The organism is Jiella mangrovi, from assembly GCF_017815135.1.
In the GTDB taxonomy this organism is placed as follows: Bacteria; Pseudomonadota; Alphaproteobacteria; order Rhizobiales; family Rhizobiaceae; genus Jiella; species Jiella mangrovi.
This window is the reverse complement of sequence record NZ_JAGJCF010000009.1, coordinates 75,032-92,177: the sequence shown is the minus strand read 5'-3', so window position 1 is coordinate 92,177 and position 17,146 is coordinate 75,032. Positions and strand designations below refer to the sequence as shown.

13 protein-coding genes are annotated in these 17,146 nt (G+C 63.7%); 3 read left to right on the top strand and 10 right to left on the bottom strand.

The window, feature by feature from the left end; all coding sequences use genetic code 11:
* Positions 1-49 precede the first annotated feature (49 nt).
* From J6595_RS13390 to J6595_RS13380, 3 genes are read left to right on the top strand one after another with little or no spacing between them, the layout of a single operon-like run.
* Positions 50-937 carry an SMP-30/gluconolactonase/LRE family protein gene (locus tag J6595_RS13390; RefSeq protein WP_209595069.1) on the top strand — a complete coding sequence of 296 codons (888 nt, stop codon included), beginning with the start codon at positions 50-52 and terminating at the stop codon, positions 935-937.
* 8 nt (positions 938-945) lie between these two features.
* Positions 946-1,725 (top strand): SDR family NAD(P)-dependent oxidoreductase, encoded by a 780-nt coding sequence (locus J6595_RS13385; RefSeq protein ID WP_209595068.1) that lies wholly within the window; start codon positions 946-948, stop codon positions 1,723-1,725.
* A gap of 27 nt (positions 1,726-1,752) precedes the next feature.
* Complete coding sequence (locus J6595_RS13380; RefSeq protein WP_209595067.1) at positions 1,753-3,789, top strand: alpha-glucosidase; 2,037 nt, start codon at positions 1,753-1,755, stop codon at positions 3,787-3,789.
* Positions 3,790-3,823: 34 nt separating this feature from the next.
* Here J6595_RS13380 and J6595_RS13375 read toward each other — a convergent pair whose 3' ends face one another.
* The 10 genes from J6595_RS13375 to J6595_RS13330 form a co-directional block, all read right to left on the bottom strand.
* Positions 3,824-4,648 carry a ferredoxin--NADP reductase gene (locus tag J6595_RS13375; RefSeq protein WP_209595066.1) on the bottom strand — a complete coding sequence of 275 codons (825 nt, stop codon included), beginning with the start codon at positions 4,646-4,648 and terminating at the stop codon, positions 3,824-3,826.
* A gap of 190 nt (positions 4,649-4,838) precedes the next feature.
* Complete coding sequence (locus J6595_RS13370; RefSeq protein ID WP_209595065.1) at positions 4,839-5,153, bottom strand: PepSY domain-containing protein; 315 nt, start codon at positions 5,151-5,153, stop codon at positions 4,839-4,841.
* 120 nt (positions 5,154-5,273) lie between these two features.
* On the bottom strand, positions 5,274-9,071 hold the full coding sequence (metH, locus tag J6595_RS13365) for a methionine synthase (protein WP_209595064.1): 3,798 nt from the start codon (positions 9,069-9,071) through the stop codon (positions 5,274-5,276).
* Positions 9,072-9,171: 100 nt separating this feature from the next.
* Positions 9,172-9,630, bottom strand: a complete 459-nt coding sequence (locus J6595_RS13360) for a hypothetical protein (RefSeq protein WP_209595063.1) — start codon at positions 9,628-9,630, stop codon at positions 9,172-9,174.
* A 263-nt stretch (positions 9,631-9,893) separates the two neighbouring features.
* On the bottom strand, positions 9,894-13,526 hold the full coding sequence (locus J6595_RS13355) for a S8 family serine peptidase (protein WP_209595062.1): 3,633 nt from the start codon (positions 13,524-13,526) through the stop codon (positions 9,894-9,896).
* Between the two features lie 116 nt (positions 13,527-13,642).
* The gene (locus J6595_RS13350; protein ID WP_209595061.1) at positions 13,643-13,870 is read right to left on the bottom strand and encodes a hypothetical protein; all 228 of its coding nucleotides are present in this window, start codon (positions 13,868-13,870) and stop codon (positions 13,643-13,645) included.
* Between the two features lie 337 nt (positions 13,871-14,207).
* Complete coding sequence (locus J6595_RS13345; protein ID WP_209595060.1) at positions 14,208-14,615, bottom strand: DUF1810 domain-containing protein; 408 nt, start codon at positions 14,613-14,615, stop codon at positions 14,208-14,210.
* 144 nt (positions 14,616-14,759) lie between these two features.
* The gene (locus J6595_RS13340) at positions 14,760-15,635 is read right to left on the bottom strand and encodes a bifunctional helix-turn-helix transcriptional regulator/GNAT family N-acetyltransferase (RefSeq protein ID WP_209595059.1); all 876 of its coding nucleotides are present in this window, start codon (positions 15,633-15,635) and stop codon (positions 14,760-14,762) included.
* Between the two features lie 75 nt (positions 15,636-15,710).
* Positions 15,711-16,013 carry an urease subunit gamma gene (locus tag J6595_RS13335; protein ID WP_209595058.1) on the bottom strand — a complete coding sequence of 101 codons (303 nt, stop codon included), beginning with the start codon at positions 16,011-16,013 and terminating at the stop codon, positions 15,711-15,713.
* A 27-nt stretch (positions 16,014-16,040) separates the two neighbouring features.
* On the bottom strand, positions 16,041-16,892 hold the full coding sequence (locus tag J6595_RS13330; protein ID WP_209595057.1) for an urease accessory protein UreD: 852 nt from the start codon (positions 16,890-16,892) through the stop codon (positions 16,041-16,043).
* Positions 16,893-17,146 lie beyond the last annotated feature (254 nt).

Below are 17,146 nucleotides of genomic sequence, written 5' to 3'. Positions count from 1 at the left end.
GCTGACGAACAGGGCCGGCAGAGCCGATTTGCAAACGGAGACGATTTTCATGACCGCCACCTTCTCCCTCGCCCTCGATGCCCGATGTGCGCTCGGCGAATGTCCCGTCTGGTCGCTGGCCGAAAAGGCTCTTTACTTCGTCGACATCAAGGGCATGAAGCTGCACCGCTTCGAGCCGGAGGCAAAGGCCCATTCGACGATCGGGCTTTCGGAGGAGATCGGCTGTTTCGCCATCCGCAAGGACGGGGGCTTCGTTGCAGGCCTGCGCTCGGGCGTCTGGCATCTGTCGAAAGAGGGCGAGCGGATCGCGATGCTCGCGCCGAACCCCGAGCCCGCCGCGACCAACCGGTTCAATGACGGGCGCACCGATCCGCGCGGCCGCTTCTTTCTCGGCACCATCGACGAACCGAAGGCCGGCCGTACCGCGTCGCTCTATCGCTTCGACAAAGCCGGCATCGCGAAGGTGGAAGGCGGGCTATCGACGTCGAACGGCCTTGCCTTCTCGCCCGACGGGCGCACGATGTATCACTCCGACACACCGGCTTTCACCATCTACGCCTATGACTACGACGCCGAAACCGGCGAGGCGACCAACCGCCGGGTCTTCGTCAGGCTCGAACCGCGGGGCGACGACCGCGGCCGGCCGGACGGCGGCGCCGTCGACGCCGAAGGCTGCTACTGGACGGCGCTCTATGAGGGCGGGCGCGTGCAGCGCTATTCCCCGCAAGGCGAGCTTCTCGCCGAACATGAAGTTCCCGCCCGATGCACGACGATGGTGGCTTTCGGCGGAGACGACATGAGGACGCTCTACGTCACATCGGCCCGCGACGGGCGATCGGAGGAAGAGCTTGCCGATCTTCCCCATTCCGGCGGTGTCTTTTCGATGCGATGCGACGTGCCCGGCCTTGCCGAGCCCCTGTTTGATCCAAAGGTGTGACGACGGCCATGACCACAACGGAAACCTCAGCCCCTTACGAGAGCGTGCGCTACCAGTCCCTCGCCGGCCGCGCCGTTCTGATCACCGGCGGCGCTTCGGGCATCGGCGAGGCCATGGTCCGCGCCTTCGTCGCGCAGGGCTCGCATGTGGCGTTTCTCGATGTCGACGAAACGGCCGGGGCGGGTCTTGCCGAGGAGACCGGCGCCCGCTTCCTCAAATGCGATGTCACCGACACCACCGCCCTGCGCGCGGCCATCGGCGCGTTTGAGGGCGAAGCGGACGGTATCGACGTTCTCGTCAACAATGCCGGCAAGGACGATCGCCACGAGATGGGCGAGGTCGAGCCGGACTACTGGCGCCGGATGCTCGCGCTCAATCTCGATCACCACTTCTTCGCCACCCAGGCCGTGGCCAAGCGCATGGCGGAAAAGGGCAGCGGCTCGGTCGTCATGCTCGGCTCGATCTCCTGGATGCGGGGCCGGCCGGGCATGGTCGGCTACACGACCTCGAAAGCGGCGATCAACGGCCTGACCAAGACGCTCGCCCGCGAGCTCGGGCCATCCGGCATCCGCGTCAACTGCATCGTACCCGGCGCCATCCTCACCGAGCGCCAGAAGGCGCTCTGGCTGTCGCCCGAACTCGACGCGGAGTTCATCCGACTGCAGGCGCTGAAGTTTCGCCTCGATGCCGGCCATGTCGCGAGGCTGGCGCTTTTTCTCGGCTCCGATGAGAGCGCCGGCTGCACCGGCGCGAATTTCGTCGTCGATGCCGGCCTCACCCAGAACTGAGTTTCACGAAAACAACCGGACCGTTCGATGCGCTGCGAACCTGTTGCCGAAGGCGGCTTCGACCTTTTTGCCGACGACCGCCTGATCCTCGCTCACCGGCCTGAAACGCCCTCATTCTTCCTCGGCCGTGGCGAAGAGCGCATGGAGATGTATCGCGGCAATTTCGACATCGAGGACTATGTCACGGCGAGGCTGCCGCTCGCCCATGCCGAGCTTTCGCGGGAGGGCGACGACTGGCACATCGCGCTGTCGGCGAGGCCCGGCGACCCGACCCTTCTCGCTCTCAAACTGACGCAGGAGAGCGGCCGGTCGATCCTGTCGGTCGAGGCCCGGGACCCGAGCTTCAATCGCTTCTGGCTGCGGCTCGTCGCCGAAGAAGGCGAACATCTCTTCGGCGGCGGCGAACAGATGTCCTATCTCGATCTTGCCGGCCGGCGGTTTCCCATGTGGACCTCCGAGCCCGGCGTCGGCCGTGACAAGACCAGCCCCCTCACCTTCGAGGCCGATCGCACGGGCAGGGCCGGCGGCGACTACTACAACACCAACTACCCGCAGCCGACCTTCCTGTCCTCGCGCGGCGTGGCGGTTCACCTCGAAACCACCGCCTATTCGATCCTCGACTTTCGCCATGCCGGCTTTCACGAGCTCGAGGTCTGGGCGATGCCCGAACGGATCGAGGTCTTCGCGAAAGGCTCGATCGGCGATCTCGTCACGGCGATGGCGGACCGCTTCGGCCGTCAGCCGCCCTTGCCCGACTGGGCGATGGAGGGCGCGATCATCGGCCTCAAGCACGGCGCCGGCTCCTTCGAGACGCTCGAGACCTATCTTGCCGCCGGCGTCGAGGTGTCAGCCCTTTGGTGCGAGGACTGGTCCGGCGTGCGCGAGACCTCCTTCGGTACCCGCCTGTTCTGGGACTGGGTCGCGAGCGACAAGCGCTATCCTCAGCTGAAGTCCCGCATCGATGAACTGCGGGCGCGCGGCATCCGCTTTCTCGGCTATGTGAACCCTTATCTGTGCAATGACGGCACGCTATTCAGCGAGGCCGAGGCCAAGGGTCTTCTCGCCACCGACGACACCGGCAACACCTATCTCGTCGATTTCGGCGAGTTCGACTGCGGCGTCGTCGACTTCACCATCGACGAAGCCGCTCAGTGGTTCGAGGATCGGGTGATCGGCGAGAACATGCTCGATCTCGGCCTTTCCGGCTGGATGGCAGATTTCGGCGAATATCTGCCGATCGACGTGCAGCTGAAGGACGGCGCCGATCCCAAGCTCATGCACAATGCCTGGCCGGTGCTTTGGGGTGCGGTGAATGCCCGGGCCGTCGCCAAGAAGGGCCGAAGCGGCGACGTCGTCTACTTCATGCGGGCAGGCTTCTCGGGCATTCAGGCCGAGTGCCCGCTGTTATGGGCAGGCGACCAGTCGGTCGACTTCTCCCGCCATGACGGTCTCGTCACCGTCATTGTCGGCGCTTTGTCCTCGGGGCTTCTCGGCAACGCCTATCACCACTCCGACATCGGCGGCTATACGAGCCTCTTCGGCAATGTCCGCAGCGCCGAACTCATCATGCGCTGGAGCGAGATGGCAGCCTTCACGCCGGTAATGCGCAGCCATGAGGGCAACCGGCCGAAGATGAACCTGCAGATTCATCACGATGACGAGGTGCTGGCCCATTTCGCCCGGATGACGCAGATCCACAAGGCGTTGCTGCCGTATCTCTCCACGCTGCGGGACGAAGCGGCGGACAGGGGCTGGCCGCTGCAGCGCCCGCTGTTCTTCCACCACGAAGATGATGCGCTCTGCTACGGTGTCTTCGACGCCTATCTGCTCGGCCGGGACCTTCTCGTCGCCCCCGTCTGGCAGGCCGGCGAAACGGGCCGGACGACCTATCTCCCGGCTGGCGAGAAATGGGTGCATCTGTGGACCGGAGAGACATTCGACGGCGGCGAGGATGCGAGCGTCGAAGCGCCGATCGGCACGCCGCCGGTGTTCTTCCGGCAAGGCTCGTCGTTCGAGGCCCTGTTTGCGGGCTTGGCCGCGCTGTCGGCGCCTTCCCCGTCCTGACCGGCCGGCCAAACGGGGCGGGCGAACGCCGCCCTCAGTCGACGAAGGCGCGCTCGACGACATAGGTGCCGGGCTTGTTGTTGGCGCCCTCTTCGAAGCCCCTTGCCTGCAGCAGCCCCTCGATCTCCCGCAGCATGGCCATCGAGCCGCAGATCATTCCGCGATCGGTGGCGGGATCGAGCGGTGGAATGCCGAGGTCGGAAAACAGCTTGCCGTTTTCGATCAGGGTGGTGACGCGCTCGCCGCGGGTCTCGCCCTCGCGCGTCGCGCTGGCGTGGAACATCAGCTTGTCGCCGACGAATTCGCTCATCAGCTCGTCGGTCCTGGTGTTCTCGACCAGCTCGCGCCCGTAGTTCAGCTCGGCATTCTCGCGGCAGGTCTGGGTGAGGATGACCTGATCGAACTTCTCATAGGTCTCCGGGTCGCGGATCACCGAGGCGAAGGGTGCGATACCGGTGCCGGTCGAGAACAGGAACAGACGCTTGCCCGGGATGAGGGCGTCGTGCACCAGCGTGCCCGTCGGCTTCTTGCGCATCAACACGGTGTCGCCGGGCTGGATCTTCTGCAGATGCTCGGTCAGCGGGCCTTCCGGCACCTTGATCGAGAAGAATTCGAGTTCCTCGTCCCAGGCAGGGCTGGCGATGGAATAGGCGCGGTAGACGGGCTTTGCGGCATTGGGCAGGCCGATCATGACGAATTCGCCCGAACGAAAACGAAAGCTCGCCGGCCGCGTCATGCGGAAGGCGAACAGACGGTCGGTATAATGCTTCACCGAAGTCACCGTCTCGGCGAAGACACCGGCCGGGATCGGAAATTCGGTCGCTTCCACTGCGTCGCCGGTGGCGGCAAGAGAACTCATCGATCGTCCTTCCATGCTTGCATGTCGAGCAAGCCTCCCAGTTCCGGGCGCCTGGCTCGACGTCAATGTTTCAACGGTCCCGGCACGGCTGCAGGGGATTGCTCTGCGCCGCAACATAGTTGCCAAGAGTGGCGAGCGCAGCGTCCTGCGTTCCAATTCGCCCGGAAGTTCGGGAAAAAATTCGCCTTCCTCAGTCGCCGAACAGTCCAGAGCTCTTCGGCGGATGGCCCTGGCCGGTCTTGGCGTCGTAATCGATCCGCACTTCGGCGCCGTCATTCATGAAGTAGACGACATGGTAGTCGCCGTCGGAATAGTCGATGCTCTTGATGGCGTAAAAGCCCGGGCGCTTTTCAGCCGTGGCGATCACCGTCGAGAGCTTGACGCTGTCCTTCGGCGGCAACGTCTTCAGCGGGTCGTTGTCGTTCTGGCTCGCCGCGGCGATGGCGGAACCCATCATGAGACCAGACAAGAGGATGCCGGCGGCGAGTTGGCGATAGATCTGCATTGTCGGGGATTTCCATGGGAGGGGGTGGTGATGTCTACCGCACTCAAACACTTGCGCCGCGTCTGAGTTCCGTAATCGTCAATTGCCGCCGATTTGGTCAATGGCTCAAGGGCGCTAAGCTCACGCCGCCTCGTCGACCGTCGCGCTCGCCTGGCGCTTCGGCACGTAGTTGAGAACCGGCGCCAGCCAGCGCTCGACCTCCTCGACCGACATGCCCTTGCGCTGCGCATAGTCCTCGACCTGATCGTGCTCGACCTTGGCGACGCCGAAATAGTGCGAATCCGGGTGTCCGATATAAAGGCCGGAGACGGACGAGCCCGGCCACATGGCAAGGCTCTCGGTCAGCGTCACGCCGATCTCCTTTTCCGCGTCGAGCAGCTCGAACAGGGTCCACTTTTCGGTGTGGTCCGGCTGGGCCGGATAGCCGGGCGCCGGGCGGATGCCGGCATAGGGCTCGGCGATCAGCTCTTCGGGCGTATAGGTCTCGTCCGGCGCATAGCCCCACAGCTCGCGGCGAACCATGGCGTGCATGTGCTCGGCGAGAGCTTCGGCGAAACGGTCGGCCAGCGCCTTGACCATGATCGAGGCGTAGTCGTCATTGGCCTTGGCGAAGCGGTTGGCGATCGCCTCCTCCTCGATGCCCGCGGTGACGACGAAACCGCCGACATAGTCCGGCCGGCCGGAGTCCTGCGGCGCGACGAAGTCCGCCAGCGCGAGATTGGCCCGGTCGCCGCGCTTGGAGAGCTGCTGGCGCAGGGTGAAGAAGGTGGCGCGCTCTTCGCGTCTCGTCTCGTCGGTGAAGAGGCGGATGTCGTCACCCACGGCGTTGGCCGGCCAGAAGCCGACGACGGCCTTGGGCACGAACCAGGTCTCGTCGACGATCTGCTTCAGCATCGCCTTGGCATCGGCGAACAGCGACCGCGCCGCTTCGCCCTGGCGCTCGTCGTCGAGGATCGTCGGATAGCGGCCCTTCATCTCCCAGGTCTGGAAGAACGGCGTCCAGTCGATATGCTCGGCGAGCTCGGCAAGATCGAAGCTCTGGAATACCCTGGTGCCCAGGAAGGACGGCGTCTTGGCGTGATAGCCCGACCAGTCGATCTTGAAGGCATTGGCGCGGGCAGCTGCCAAACTCATGCGCTTCTTGTCGCGCTCGGAGCGGTGATGGGCGTCGGCGACCTTCCTGTATTCCGCCCGGACGGCTTCGATCGTCCTGTCGCGGTTTTCCGGCGACAGAAGGTTGGAGACGACACCGACGGCGCGCGACGCGTCGGTGACGTAGACCGTCTGGCCGCGCTCGTATTGCGGGTGGATCTTCACCGCCGTGTGGACGCGGCTGGTCGTCGCGCCGCCGATCAGGAGCGGGATGTCGAAGCCTTCGCGCTCCATCTCGGACGCCACATGCACCATCTCGTCGAGGGACGGGGTGATCAGGCCGGAGAGGCCGATGATGTCGACCTGTTCCTTCCTTGCCGTTTCCAGGATCTTGGCCGCCGGCACCATGACGCCGATGTCGATGACCTCGTAATTGTTGCAGGCAAGAACGACGCCGACGATGTTCTTGCCGATGTCGTGGACGTCGCCCTTGACGGTCGCCATCAGCACCTTGCCGGCATTCTTGCGCTGTTCGCCGCCGAGAAGACGCTTCTCCTCCTCCATGTAAGGCAGGAGATAGGCGACGGCCTGCTTCATCACGCGAGCGGATTTCACCACCTGCGGCAGGAACATCTTGCCGGAGCCGAACAGGTCGCCGACGATGTTCATGCCGTCCATCAGCGGGCCTTCGATGACGTGCAGCGGACGCTCGGCCGCCGCCCGGGCCTCCTCGGTGTCTTCCTCGATGAATTCGGTGATGCCGTTGACGAGAGCATGGGAGAGGCGCTCGTTCACCGGCTTTTCGCGCCAGGAAAGGTCCTTCTCCTTGGCCTTGCCGCCGCCCTGCCCCTTGTAGCGCTCGGCAAGCTCCAGCATCCGCTCGGTCGGGTCGCCGCCGTCCTTCGGCGAGCGGTTGAGGATCACGTCCTCGCAGGCCTCGCGCAGCTCGGGATCGATCGAGTCATAGACAGCGAGCTGGCCGGCATTGACGATGCCCATGTCCATGCCCGCCTGGATGGCATGGTAGAGAAACACCGCATGCATCGCCTCGCGCACGGCCTCGTTGCCGCGGAAGGAGAAGGAGAGGTTCGACACGCCGCCGGAGATATGGGCGTGCGGCAGCGTCTCGCGGATCGTGCGCGTGGCCTCGATGAAGGCGACGCCATAGCCGTTGTGCTCCTCGATGCCGGTGGCTATGGCGAAGATGTTCGGGTCGAAGACGATGTCCTCGGGAGCAAAGCCTGCTTCCTCGGTGAGAAGCTCATAGGCCCTGGTGCAGATCTCGACCTTGCGCTCGTAAGTATCGGCCTGGCCCTGATCGTCGAAGGCCATGACGACGACCGCCGCGCCGTAGCGCTGGATCAGCTTGGCCTGCGCGACGAAATTTTCCTCGCCCTCCTTCATCGAGATTGAATTGACCAGCGCCTTGCCCTGAACGCATTTCAGGCCCGCCTCGATCACCTCGAATTTGGAGCTATCGATCATCACCGGCACCTTGGCGATGTCCGGCTCGGCGGCGACGAGGTTGAGGTAGTCGACCATCGCTTGGCGAGAATCGATCAGGCCCTCGTCCATGTTGACGTCGATGACCTGGGCGCCGTTCTCTACTTGCTGCCGCGCGACCTCCAAGGCGGCCGGATAGTCGCTCTCCTTGATCAGCTTGCGGAAGCGGGCCGAGCCCGTCACGTTGGTGCGCTCGCCGACATTGACGAAGGGGATGTCCTTGGTCAGCGTGAAGGGCTCGAGCCCCGACAGCTTCATCCGCCGCTCGACGGTCGGAATTTCACGCGGCTTGTAGGCCTTCAGCATCTCGGCGACGGCCTTGATGTGATCGGGCGTCGAGCCACAGCAACCGCCGACGATGTTGACGAGGCCGTCCTTGGCGAAAGCCTCGACCTCTTTCGCCATGGCTTCCGGGCTCTGGTCGTATTCGCCGAACTCGTTCGGCAGGCCGGCATTCGGATAGGCGCAGACGAAGGTGTCGGCGGCGGACGAGATCTCCGCCAGATGGTCGCGCATCGCCGCCGCGCCGAGGGCGCAGTTGAGGCCGATGGTGAATGGCTTGGCGTGTCGCACCGCGTGCCAGAAGGCCGTCGGCGTCTGGCCGGAGAGCGTGCGGCCGGAGAGATCGGTGATCGTGCCGGAGATCATCACCGGCAGGCGCACGGCCTTTTCCTCGAAGATCTCCTCGCAGGCGAAGATTGCCGCCTTGGCGTTCAGCGTGTCGAAGATCGTTTCGATGAGCACGATGTCGGCTCCGCCGTCGATCAGGCCGCGCAGCTGCTCGCCGTATGCGATGCGCAGATCGTCGAAGGTGACGGCGCGAAAGCCCGGATCGTTGACGTCGGGCGAGATCGAGGCGGTGCGGTTCGTCGGACCGAGCGCGCCGGCGACAAAACGGCGCCTGCCGTCCGCCTGTTCGGCCCGGATCGCGGCTCTGCGGGCGAGCCGCGATCCGTCGCGGTTCAGCTCGTAGACCTGATCTTCCATCTGGTAGTCGGCCTGAGCGATCGTCGTCGAGGAGAAGGTGTTGGTCTCCAGAATGTCCGCACCGGCCATGGCATAGGCGTAGTGGATGTCCTCGATCGCCTTGGGCTGGGTCAGGTTGAGGAGATCATTGTTGCCCTGCAGATGGCACTCGCAGGCGCCGAAGCGGTGGCCGCGGAAATCGTCCTCGCCGAGGCCGAGCAGCTGGATCTCGGTGCCCATGGCGCCGTCGAGGATGAGAATGCGCTCGCTGGCAGCCTGCTTGAGCGCGGCGAACGCCTCGGCCGGATTGCGACCGTCGGTCATCGGCCCGAAGAGCTGTTCGGTCGTGGAGGTCATGGGTCGCTCGTCCTTCTGGATCGGCTTCCCAATCACATAAAGATATTGTTATGTCAACAAATGGAGTTTCCGGACCGCTGCGGCAAGCCGATGCCTTCAATCAATCGATCCGATCTGGTAATCCTCGCCCGTTGTTCCACCATCGGTTCGGGTTGTCGCTCTGCGGATCGTAGGCCGCTCTGCTTGCCCAGTCTTCCCGAACGACGATCACGGGTTCTTCGTAGTGATGTGCGTAGATAATGGCGTCCATCACCTTCGCGAGTTGCGAGATATCGCGGTCTATCGAGATTTTCAGTTCGACCATCGGGTAGGTTTCCGTCGAACCTGGTTCAAAACCTTCGACATGGGTTGTCGTCGTCGAACCCGGCTCGGGTTGGGCTGTCTCTTTGCCAACCGCTGATATGCTCGCATTTCTTTGATAGCGACCGAAACCCAAAGGATGGACCTTCATCACTTCGTCGAGAATGCGATCGGTATCTTCGGGCAATGTCTGCACCTCGACGGTGAAAACCGGCACCAGTCTTCCCGACTTCGCTTCGTAACCACCCAAATCATCCATGATACCGCGCCCCATTGTTCACTTAATGTTCTAAACCGACCTTGCCGGAAGAAGCAACCATGAAGGCGCAGGCCGATGCACCGGCACCCCGAGCACGTCCCGCAGGCGGCATGCCGATACGGCCGCAAGGCTCGATGGCCACGCGACAGAGCACGCGGGGGTCTTTGCCGGAGCGCCGTCCAGGGAGCCGTAGCTGAGACGGGAAAGACGCGCCGACCGCCGATGGCCAGACGCCCGCCTTCGTGTGGCGGGCGTTTGTCGCCTCAAAGCACGAAGTCGTCCTGCGTCAGGGTGTAGAGACCTTCGAGCAGGAGCGAGAAGTCGCCGCCGCCATTGGCATCGACGTCGCCGTAGATGATCGTGTTGCCGCCGGTCTGGGCATAGCGCAGGGTCGCGCCGGCGCCGCTGTGCGGGGCCATGCCGATGAAGGTGAAGGCATCGTCGGCGGCGGTCGTCGACAGCGCGTCGATCCCTGACAGATCGATCAGATCGACGCCCTGCTGGAAGTCGGTGATCGTATCGCGCGTTGCGGCCGACATGCCGCTTTGCCCGATCGTGTTGAAGTCGAAGATGTCCGCGCCGCCGCCGCCGGTCAGCCTGTCGGCGCCGTTGAGGCCGAGGAGGATGTTGTTGCCGGAATTGCCGATGATCACGTTGTTTGCGCCATTGCCCGTGGCATCGACGTTGCCCGTGCCGATCAGCGTCAGGTTTTCCAGACTGCCGCCGAAGGAATAGAGCACGGTCGACATGGCGCTCTTGACCGTATCCGTCCCTTCGCCGGCATTCTCGGTGATGGTGTCGCCGGCATCGTCGACGAAATAGGTGTCGTTGCCGGTCCCGCCGCGCATGTCGTCGGCGCCGGAAGTGTCGTCGAAGATGTCGTTGCCGCCATTGCCGATCAGGAGGTCGTTGCCGCTGCCGCCATTCAGCACATTGGCGCCGGAGTTACCGGTGATCGTGTTGTTGCGGGCGTTGCCCATCCCGTCGATATCGGCGGTGCCGGTCAGCGTCAGCGTCTCCAGGTACTGGCTTTGCGTATAGAGTTTGAAGGAGATCGAGGAGAACACCTGGTCGAGGGCGCCCTCGCCTTTGAGCTCGGTGATGGTGTCGCCGACATTATCGACATAATAGGTGTCGCTGCCGCGGCCGCCATACATGGCGTCGGCGCCGGACAGATCGTTGAAGATGTCGTCGCCCGCATTGCCGATCAGAATGTCGTTGCCGTTGCCGCCATTCAGGACGTTGGCGCCGGAATTGCCGACGATCGTGTTGTTGCGGGCGTTGCCGGTGCCGTCGATGTCGGCGGTGCCGGTCAGCGTCAGCGCCTCGAGATACTGACTTTGGGTATAGAGCTTGAAGGAGATCGAGGAGAACACGCGGTCCAGCGCGCCCTCGCCTTCGAGCTCGGTGATGGTGTCGCCGGCATTGTCGACATAGTAGCTGTCGCTGCCGCGGCCGCCATACATGGCGTCGGCGCCGCTGCCGCCATCCAGCGTATCAGCGCCATTGAACCCCTTCATGATATCCGCCCCGGCAAGCCCCATCAGGACATTCGCGGCGCTGTTGCCGAGAATGGTGTTGGCGAGAGCATTGCCGGTGCCGTTGACGGCGGCGGCGCCGGTCAGGGTGAGGTTCTCGAGATTGCCGCCGAAGGAATAGAGCACGATCGATCGCGCGCTCTCGACCGTATCGATGCCCTCATTGGCGTTTTCCGTGATCGTGTCACCGTAGTTGTCGACGACATAGGTGTCGTCGCCGGTGTTGCCGCGCATCTCGTCGGCGCCCGCGCCGCCATCCAGCCGGTCATTGCCGCCGAGCCCGACCAGCACGTCCTTGCCGCGCATTCCGACGAGTACGTTGTCGCCATTGCTGCCGACGAGCGTATCGTCGCCATCACCGGTCACGGCGTTCTCGATGTTGGAGAAAACCGTCGCGACGCCATTGATGAAGGAATCATAGGCCGAGCGAAGCTGGATGATGGTGTCGCTCGAAACCGCCGCGGCATCGACCCAGTCCGCACCGCCGTCGGTGTCGGTCACCGTGGTGGCATGGCCGCCGACACCGGCGACATCTGAATACTCGTTCGTATAATGATAGACGTCGGCGAACGTTGCGCCCGCAGTCAGAGTCTCGTCGATGCCGTAGAGGGTCAGGGTGTAGGAATTCAGGGTTCCGGTATTGCCGGCCGCACCGTCGGTAATCCTGACGGTCCAGGTTCCGATGCCGTCCTCCCCGCGGAAGGCATTGGCGCCGAAGGTCCAGCTGAGCTGCCCCGAAAGGTAGGTGGCGTCGCCAAGGGCTCCATTGAACAGCTCGACCGACGTTCCTTCCGCCGATACGAGCTCGATCAGGAGCTCGGACAGATTGTCGTGGGTCACGTCGACGGTCAGGTCGACATATTCGACGGAGAAGGGCGGCGGCGAGAAGGTGATGTCGATCTCCTTGACGCCATTGTCGGTCAGAGCCTGCCCGGTCGTGGTCCCGCTCGAATACTCACCCTCGTTGACGCTCGTCTTCGCCTCCCCGAAGAGGCTCCACACCTCGGACATGCGCACGGCGTTGTAGGCGTCGATGGCCCCGAAGCCGTAATCCTCGGAAAAGTGCAGCCCGCCGCCGTTCCAGTTCTCGGCATTGTTGTAGAACCACTCGTGCTCTTCGTCGCCGGTCGGCGCGCCGCCGACGCCCGAGCCGACACTTCGGGCGGAGTAGGCGAGAATGTTCTGGACGTCGCGCCAGCCGAGGCCGTCATTGGCCTCCAGCATCAGGGCAACGACACCGGTCGCGATGGGTGTCGCGCCGGAGGTGCCGCCGAAGCTGTCGGTATAGTCGGAGGGATCGTAGCCGTCCGAACCGATGAGATCGGTGGTCGCCAGACCCTCGACACCGCCATTGGAGGGAGATGAAATCAAAAGGTTGGCGCCGTAGCTGGAATACCAGGACGCATCGCCCGTGTCGTCATAGGCGCCGACGGATACGGTCACCCGGCTCGACGCCGAAAGCTCGCCGTTGGAATTGGCATTATCGTTGCCGGCGGCCTTCATCTGGATGGTGCCGAGACCGTCGCGGCCGCCTGCCGCCGCCTCGAACCATTCGGTGACCGTCTCCTGATCGCCGTTGACAAGATAAAAGAGCGGGTAGTGGCCCCAGCTATGGTTGATGACGTCGAAATTCTCCGACTGATCGACCGCCTGCAGGAAGCCATCCAGGTTGTTGTTGATGTCGGCCGGGCCGGAGAAGATGTTCACACCGGTCAGGGTCGCGCCATAGGCGACACCGACGGTTCCCGTACCGTCGTTTTCCGCCGCGATCAGACCGGCGACGGCGGTTCCGTGCGCATCGGACGACGAAGCCGGCGTCGGATCGAGCACCTCGCCATCGACCACGACGTGCAGGCTCGGATCGTAGTTTCCGTCGAGGTCGTGATGAGTGTATTGGACGCCGTCATCATAGACGCCGACATTCACCCCGGCGCCTGTATAGTCCGCCCAGATGGCTTCGAGATCACCGAGATAGCCCAGATGCCACTGGTCGTCCTCGGTAATGCCTTCCTCGAGTTCGACCGAAATGGTGTACTCGCCGCTCTGTCCGTCGAACCAGGCCCCGGCATCGATGTAAAACGTCCCCGAGACACTGGCGGTGTAGACCAGTTCCGAATGATAGTTCGCGCCATCATCGGTTTCAACTGCAACTTGCGAGCCGCTTGCGTCGTAAAGACTGACGAGCGGATCATAGAGTGGCTCTGAGCCGGTTCCATCCATCGCGATGGCATAGCTCTGGCCCGCCGTCAGCGAAATTGCGATCCAGTCGTGATCGCCCTGCACCTCCAGAAGGTCGGTGAAGGTTCCTCCGACTGCCATCGAGGCCGTCGTCGAGCTGTCGGCTGCAATATCCACCATCGTCCTACCCTTCCGATGACGCCGCGTTTTCGATGCGGCACCGCGATTTTCACATACCGTCACGCCTCGGCGGCAACGGCTCTCAAAAGCACCATGTATTTCAAATAATCAGGGGTTTAGCCGGCGTTTCCGTCCTTGAGATAGTCAAGGGTCTCCAGGCGGATGGTCAGGCCTTGCATGCAGGTCGAGACCGGGACGATCTCGCCGCTCACGCGGACGGCCCTCCCGATCGACGAGCGCATCGTCCGGGCGTCGCCTCCCACCAAAGAGAACACCCGCCCGTCGCTCAGCCTGACCCGAGGGCACTCGACCCCCTCGATCAGAACGCCATCACCAGAAATCATGCCTACCCCTGCAACCAGCAAGACGGCGGGGAGCGCCGATGCGATCCAACCCATCCCTGCCCTCGCCTCCTCATGCCCCAAGGGTAGTGTATTATCATTTTTTGTGAAATTTCAACGCGTTCCAGTGCAGTTTTTGAATTTTATTTGCCTCACTTGCCACTCTTTCTTAAAACTTATCGATCCCCGGAGACGATCCTAAGCCTGACCCTGCGTTCGCTTCGCCGCCCGTCGCGGCGGACGAGTATCAGACGAATGTCATTGATTTTGCTCGCGGGAGAGCGGACGCAGCGATTCCATCAGCGGCTGCAAAGTCGATGCACGCGAAGGCTGCAATCGATCAGATCCGGGCGATGGTCCCGTCATCCTCGGTGCCGCCGAAAAAAACGTCGAGCGCCTGCCTGAAACTGTCGATCCGTGGATCGGCACGGTGAAACAGCGTCATGGAAGAATGAAACTTCATGTCGTCGGGCGAGCCGAAAATTGCGTGAGCCGTCTTGTCCGAGTGGGCGAGCACGGCCCCGGTGCACTCCCGCAACCGCGTCCCGAGGAGATCGTCGGCCAGATAGTCCTTCGCCTCGTCGAGCGACGCGATCGCATAACGCTGCGCCATGGGCGAGGATCCCAGCCCGGCGATCTGCGGAAAGACGAACCACATCCAGTGGCTCTCCTTCCGTCCGGCCTGAAGCTCGGCGAGAGCCCGGCGGTAAACCGGTGCCTGGGCTTCGACGAAACGGTTGAGCGACATGGCATTCGTCTCCTGCGGCGGTTCATCCGTGCGGCAGAAACGAATTGTGCTCCTGCGGCAGGGCAATAAAACGAGCCGGGCCGTCGCGGCGGTCTGGCTGCGACATGACCCGACGACCTCACAGGAGCACGAGCACTCGTCTTTTTACAACTTTTTCTCGAAAAAATGATCCGGATAGGGATCGTCGTTGAAGCGCTCGATCTCGGTCCAGCCGGTTTTGCGATACATGGCGATCGCCTCCGGCAACGCTTTATTGGTGTCGAGCCGCAGCGCCGGCACGCCAAGGTCCCGTGCGATCTCCTCAACCCGCGCCATGAAGCGGCGGGCAAGGCCGAGACCACGCGCCGCAGGCTCGACCCACAGCCGCTTCACCTCGCAATAGTCGCTGCAGGTCCCCTTCAGTCCGACACAGCCAACCGGCATGTCGTCGGAAAAGGCGACGAGGAAGGCGCCGCGCGGCCTCACCATCGTCTCCGCTTCGGGATCGGCGGAAAGCTTCACGTCGAAGCCGCCTTCGATCCGCCTTGCGAGTTCGGCGTAATATTCCCCGAGGCAATGGCGCGCGACCTCCGATCGCGGATCCATCTCGCGAAACTCGATCCGGTCGCGGCCAAAGGCCGAGGCGACGAGATCCATGGCGGCGAGAAGTGCCTCGGTATCGGCATGGCGGGAGAGCGCAGCCTCGGCCCGCTCGTTGGCCAGGGCCTCGTAGGCGGCGAACTCCGCCTCGCCGGCCGCCGTCAGAGTGGCGATCCGTTTGCGGCCGTCGCTTCGATCCGGGCTCGTCGCAACGAGACCCTCATCCCCGAGGCCGCGCAGAAGCCGGCTGACCAGGCCGGAATCGAGCCCGAGATAGGAGCGGATCTCCCCGACCTCGCGCTTGCCATGGCCGATCGCATTCAGGACACGGGCGGCGCCGAGCGGCCTGCCGCGCCCGAGAAACGAGCTGTCCAGCGCGCCGACCTCGGCGGTGACGGCGCGGGCGAAACGACGGAAGCGGGAGACGGGGTCGTGAAACATGATCTCTGACTTAAGTCAGAGAAATTTCGCCGGCAAGCAGAATCGTCGAGCGGCTCTTTCAGCGACCGGGCTGTTTCAGCGAATCGGCTCGTGCACCGTCACGAGCTTGGTTCCGTCCGGAAAGGTCGCCTCGATCTGCACGTCATGGATCATTTCCGCGATCCCGTCCATCACCTGATCGCGCGTGATCACCTTGGCGCCCGCCTCCATCAGGTCGGCGACGGACCGCCCGTCGCGCGCGCCCTCGACGACGAAGTCGGTAATGAGAGCGATGGCCTCGGGATGGTTCAGCTTGACGCCGCGTTCGAGCCTCTTGCGGGCGACGACGGCCGCCATGGAGACGAGGAGCTTGTCCTTTTCGCGGGGTGTCAGCTGCATCGGGTTTTCCTCAGGATGATCGAAAGGTCAGAGCGACCATATCCGGGGCACGGCGGTCTTTGCCAGTGCCGCGAGAGCGGGAACGAGACGCTTTCTGAGAAGATAGCCCGAGGGGGCGACGAGACGTGCGACGATCAGGCCGTCGACGAGGCTCGCCCCGCCATTCTCGCCGAGCGTCTCGCGCAGACCCTCGATCAGGGTTTCGGGCGCCTCGTTGCGGCAAAGGAGGGTGGCAAAAGCCCGGTTGCCGGAAAGCGAAGCGGCCGATCCCGTCTCTTCGGCGATGGCGCCGGAGAGACGCGTCTCGTCGGCAAAGACCAGCCTGCCACCGACCCGCACGCGCCAGCTTTCGCGGAACGAACCGCCCGTAACGGTCTCCCCCATCATCTCGCGGCCGAGAATGACGCTTTCGCACAGGACGAAACCGGCACTTTCAGGCGCGTCCAGCTCCAGCCGGCGGGCGAGCGCGCCCTCGTCGAAGAGGATCGTCTCCTGCGGCAGAAAGGCGAGGAAACCGTCCTCGCCGAGACTGATGCGCGTCGTCACCTCGGCGCGGCCGGAACTTGCCCGATAGATGCGCTCGCAGGCCTGGGTGGTGATGGAAAGGCTCGCCCCCGCCCCGACCGCAAAACTCTGATCGAGCCGGTCGCCGCCGGTCAGACCGCCCGAGGTGTTGATCAGCACGGCCTCGCTGGTCGCTCCGGCAACCTTCGGAAATCTCAGCTTCAGACATCCGGCCTGATGCAGATCGTCGAGCCGTGTCCGGCCGTCCAGACGCTTGACCCTGAGTTCGAGTTTGCCGCGGGCGCGCTGAAGGTTCGGGGCAGGCGCCGCGTCTGCGGCTTGGATCGGAGGACGAAACGCTCGGCGGTCGGTCATGAACGGGGCGGTCCTGCCTCGGTTGGATGCCACCGGCACCGGTGGGAGCACGGGAAGAATTCACCCCGTGATTCGAACCGGACCCTCTCGAAAGAAATCGTCGAAGGACGACGCCTCGACGCATGGAACAAAATGAGCCCGCCCGCTGGCGGCCAATCACTGTCCATCGGCATTACCAAGGAGGCCCGCGACGGCGCAAGCCATTGCCCGCCGGCTTTCAAAGCTGACGCGGCCTCGGCACGACTGGACTGTTG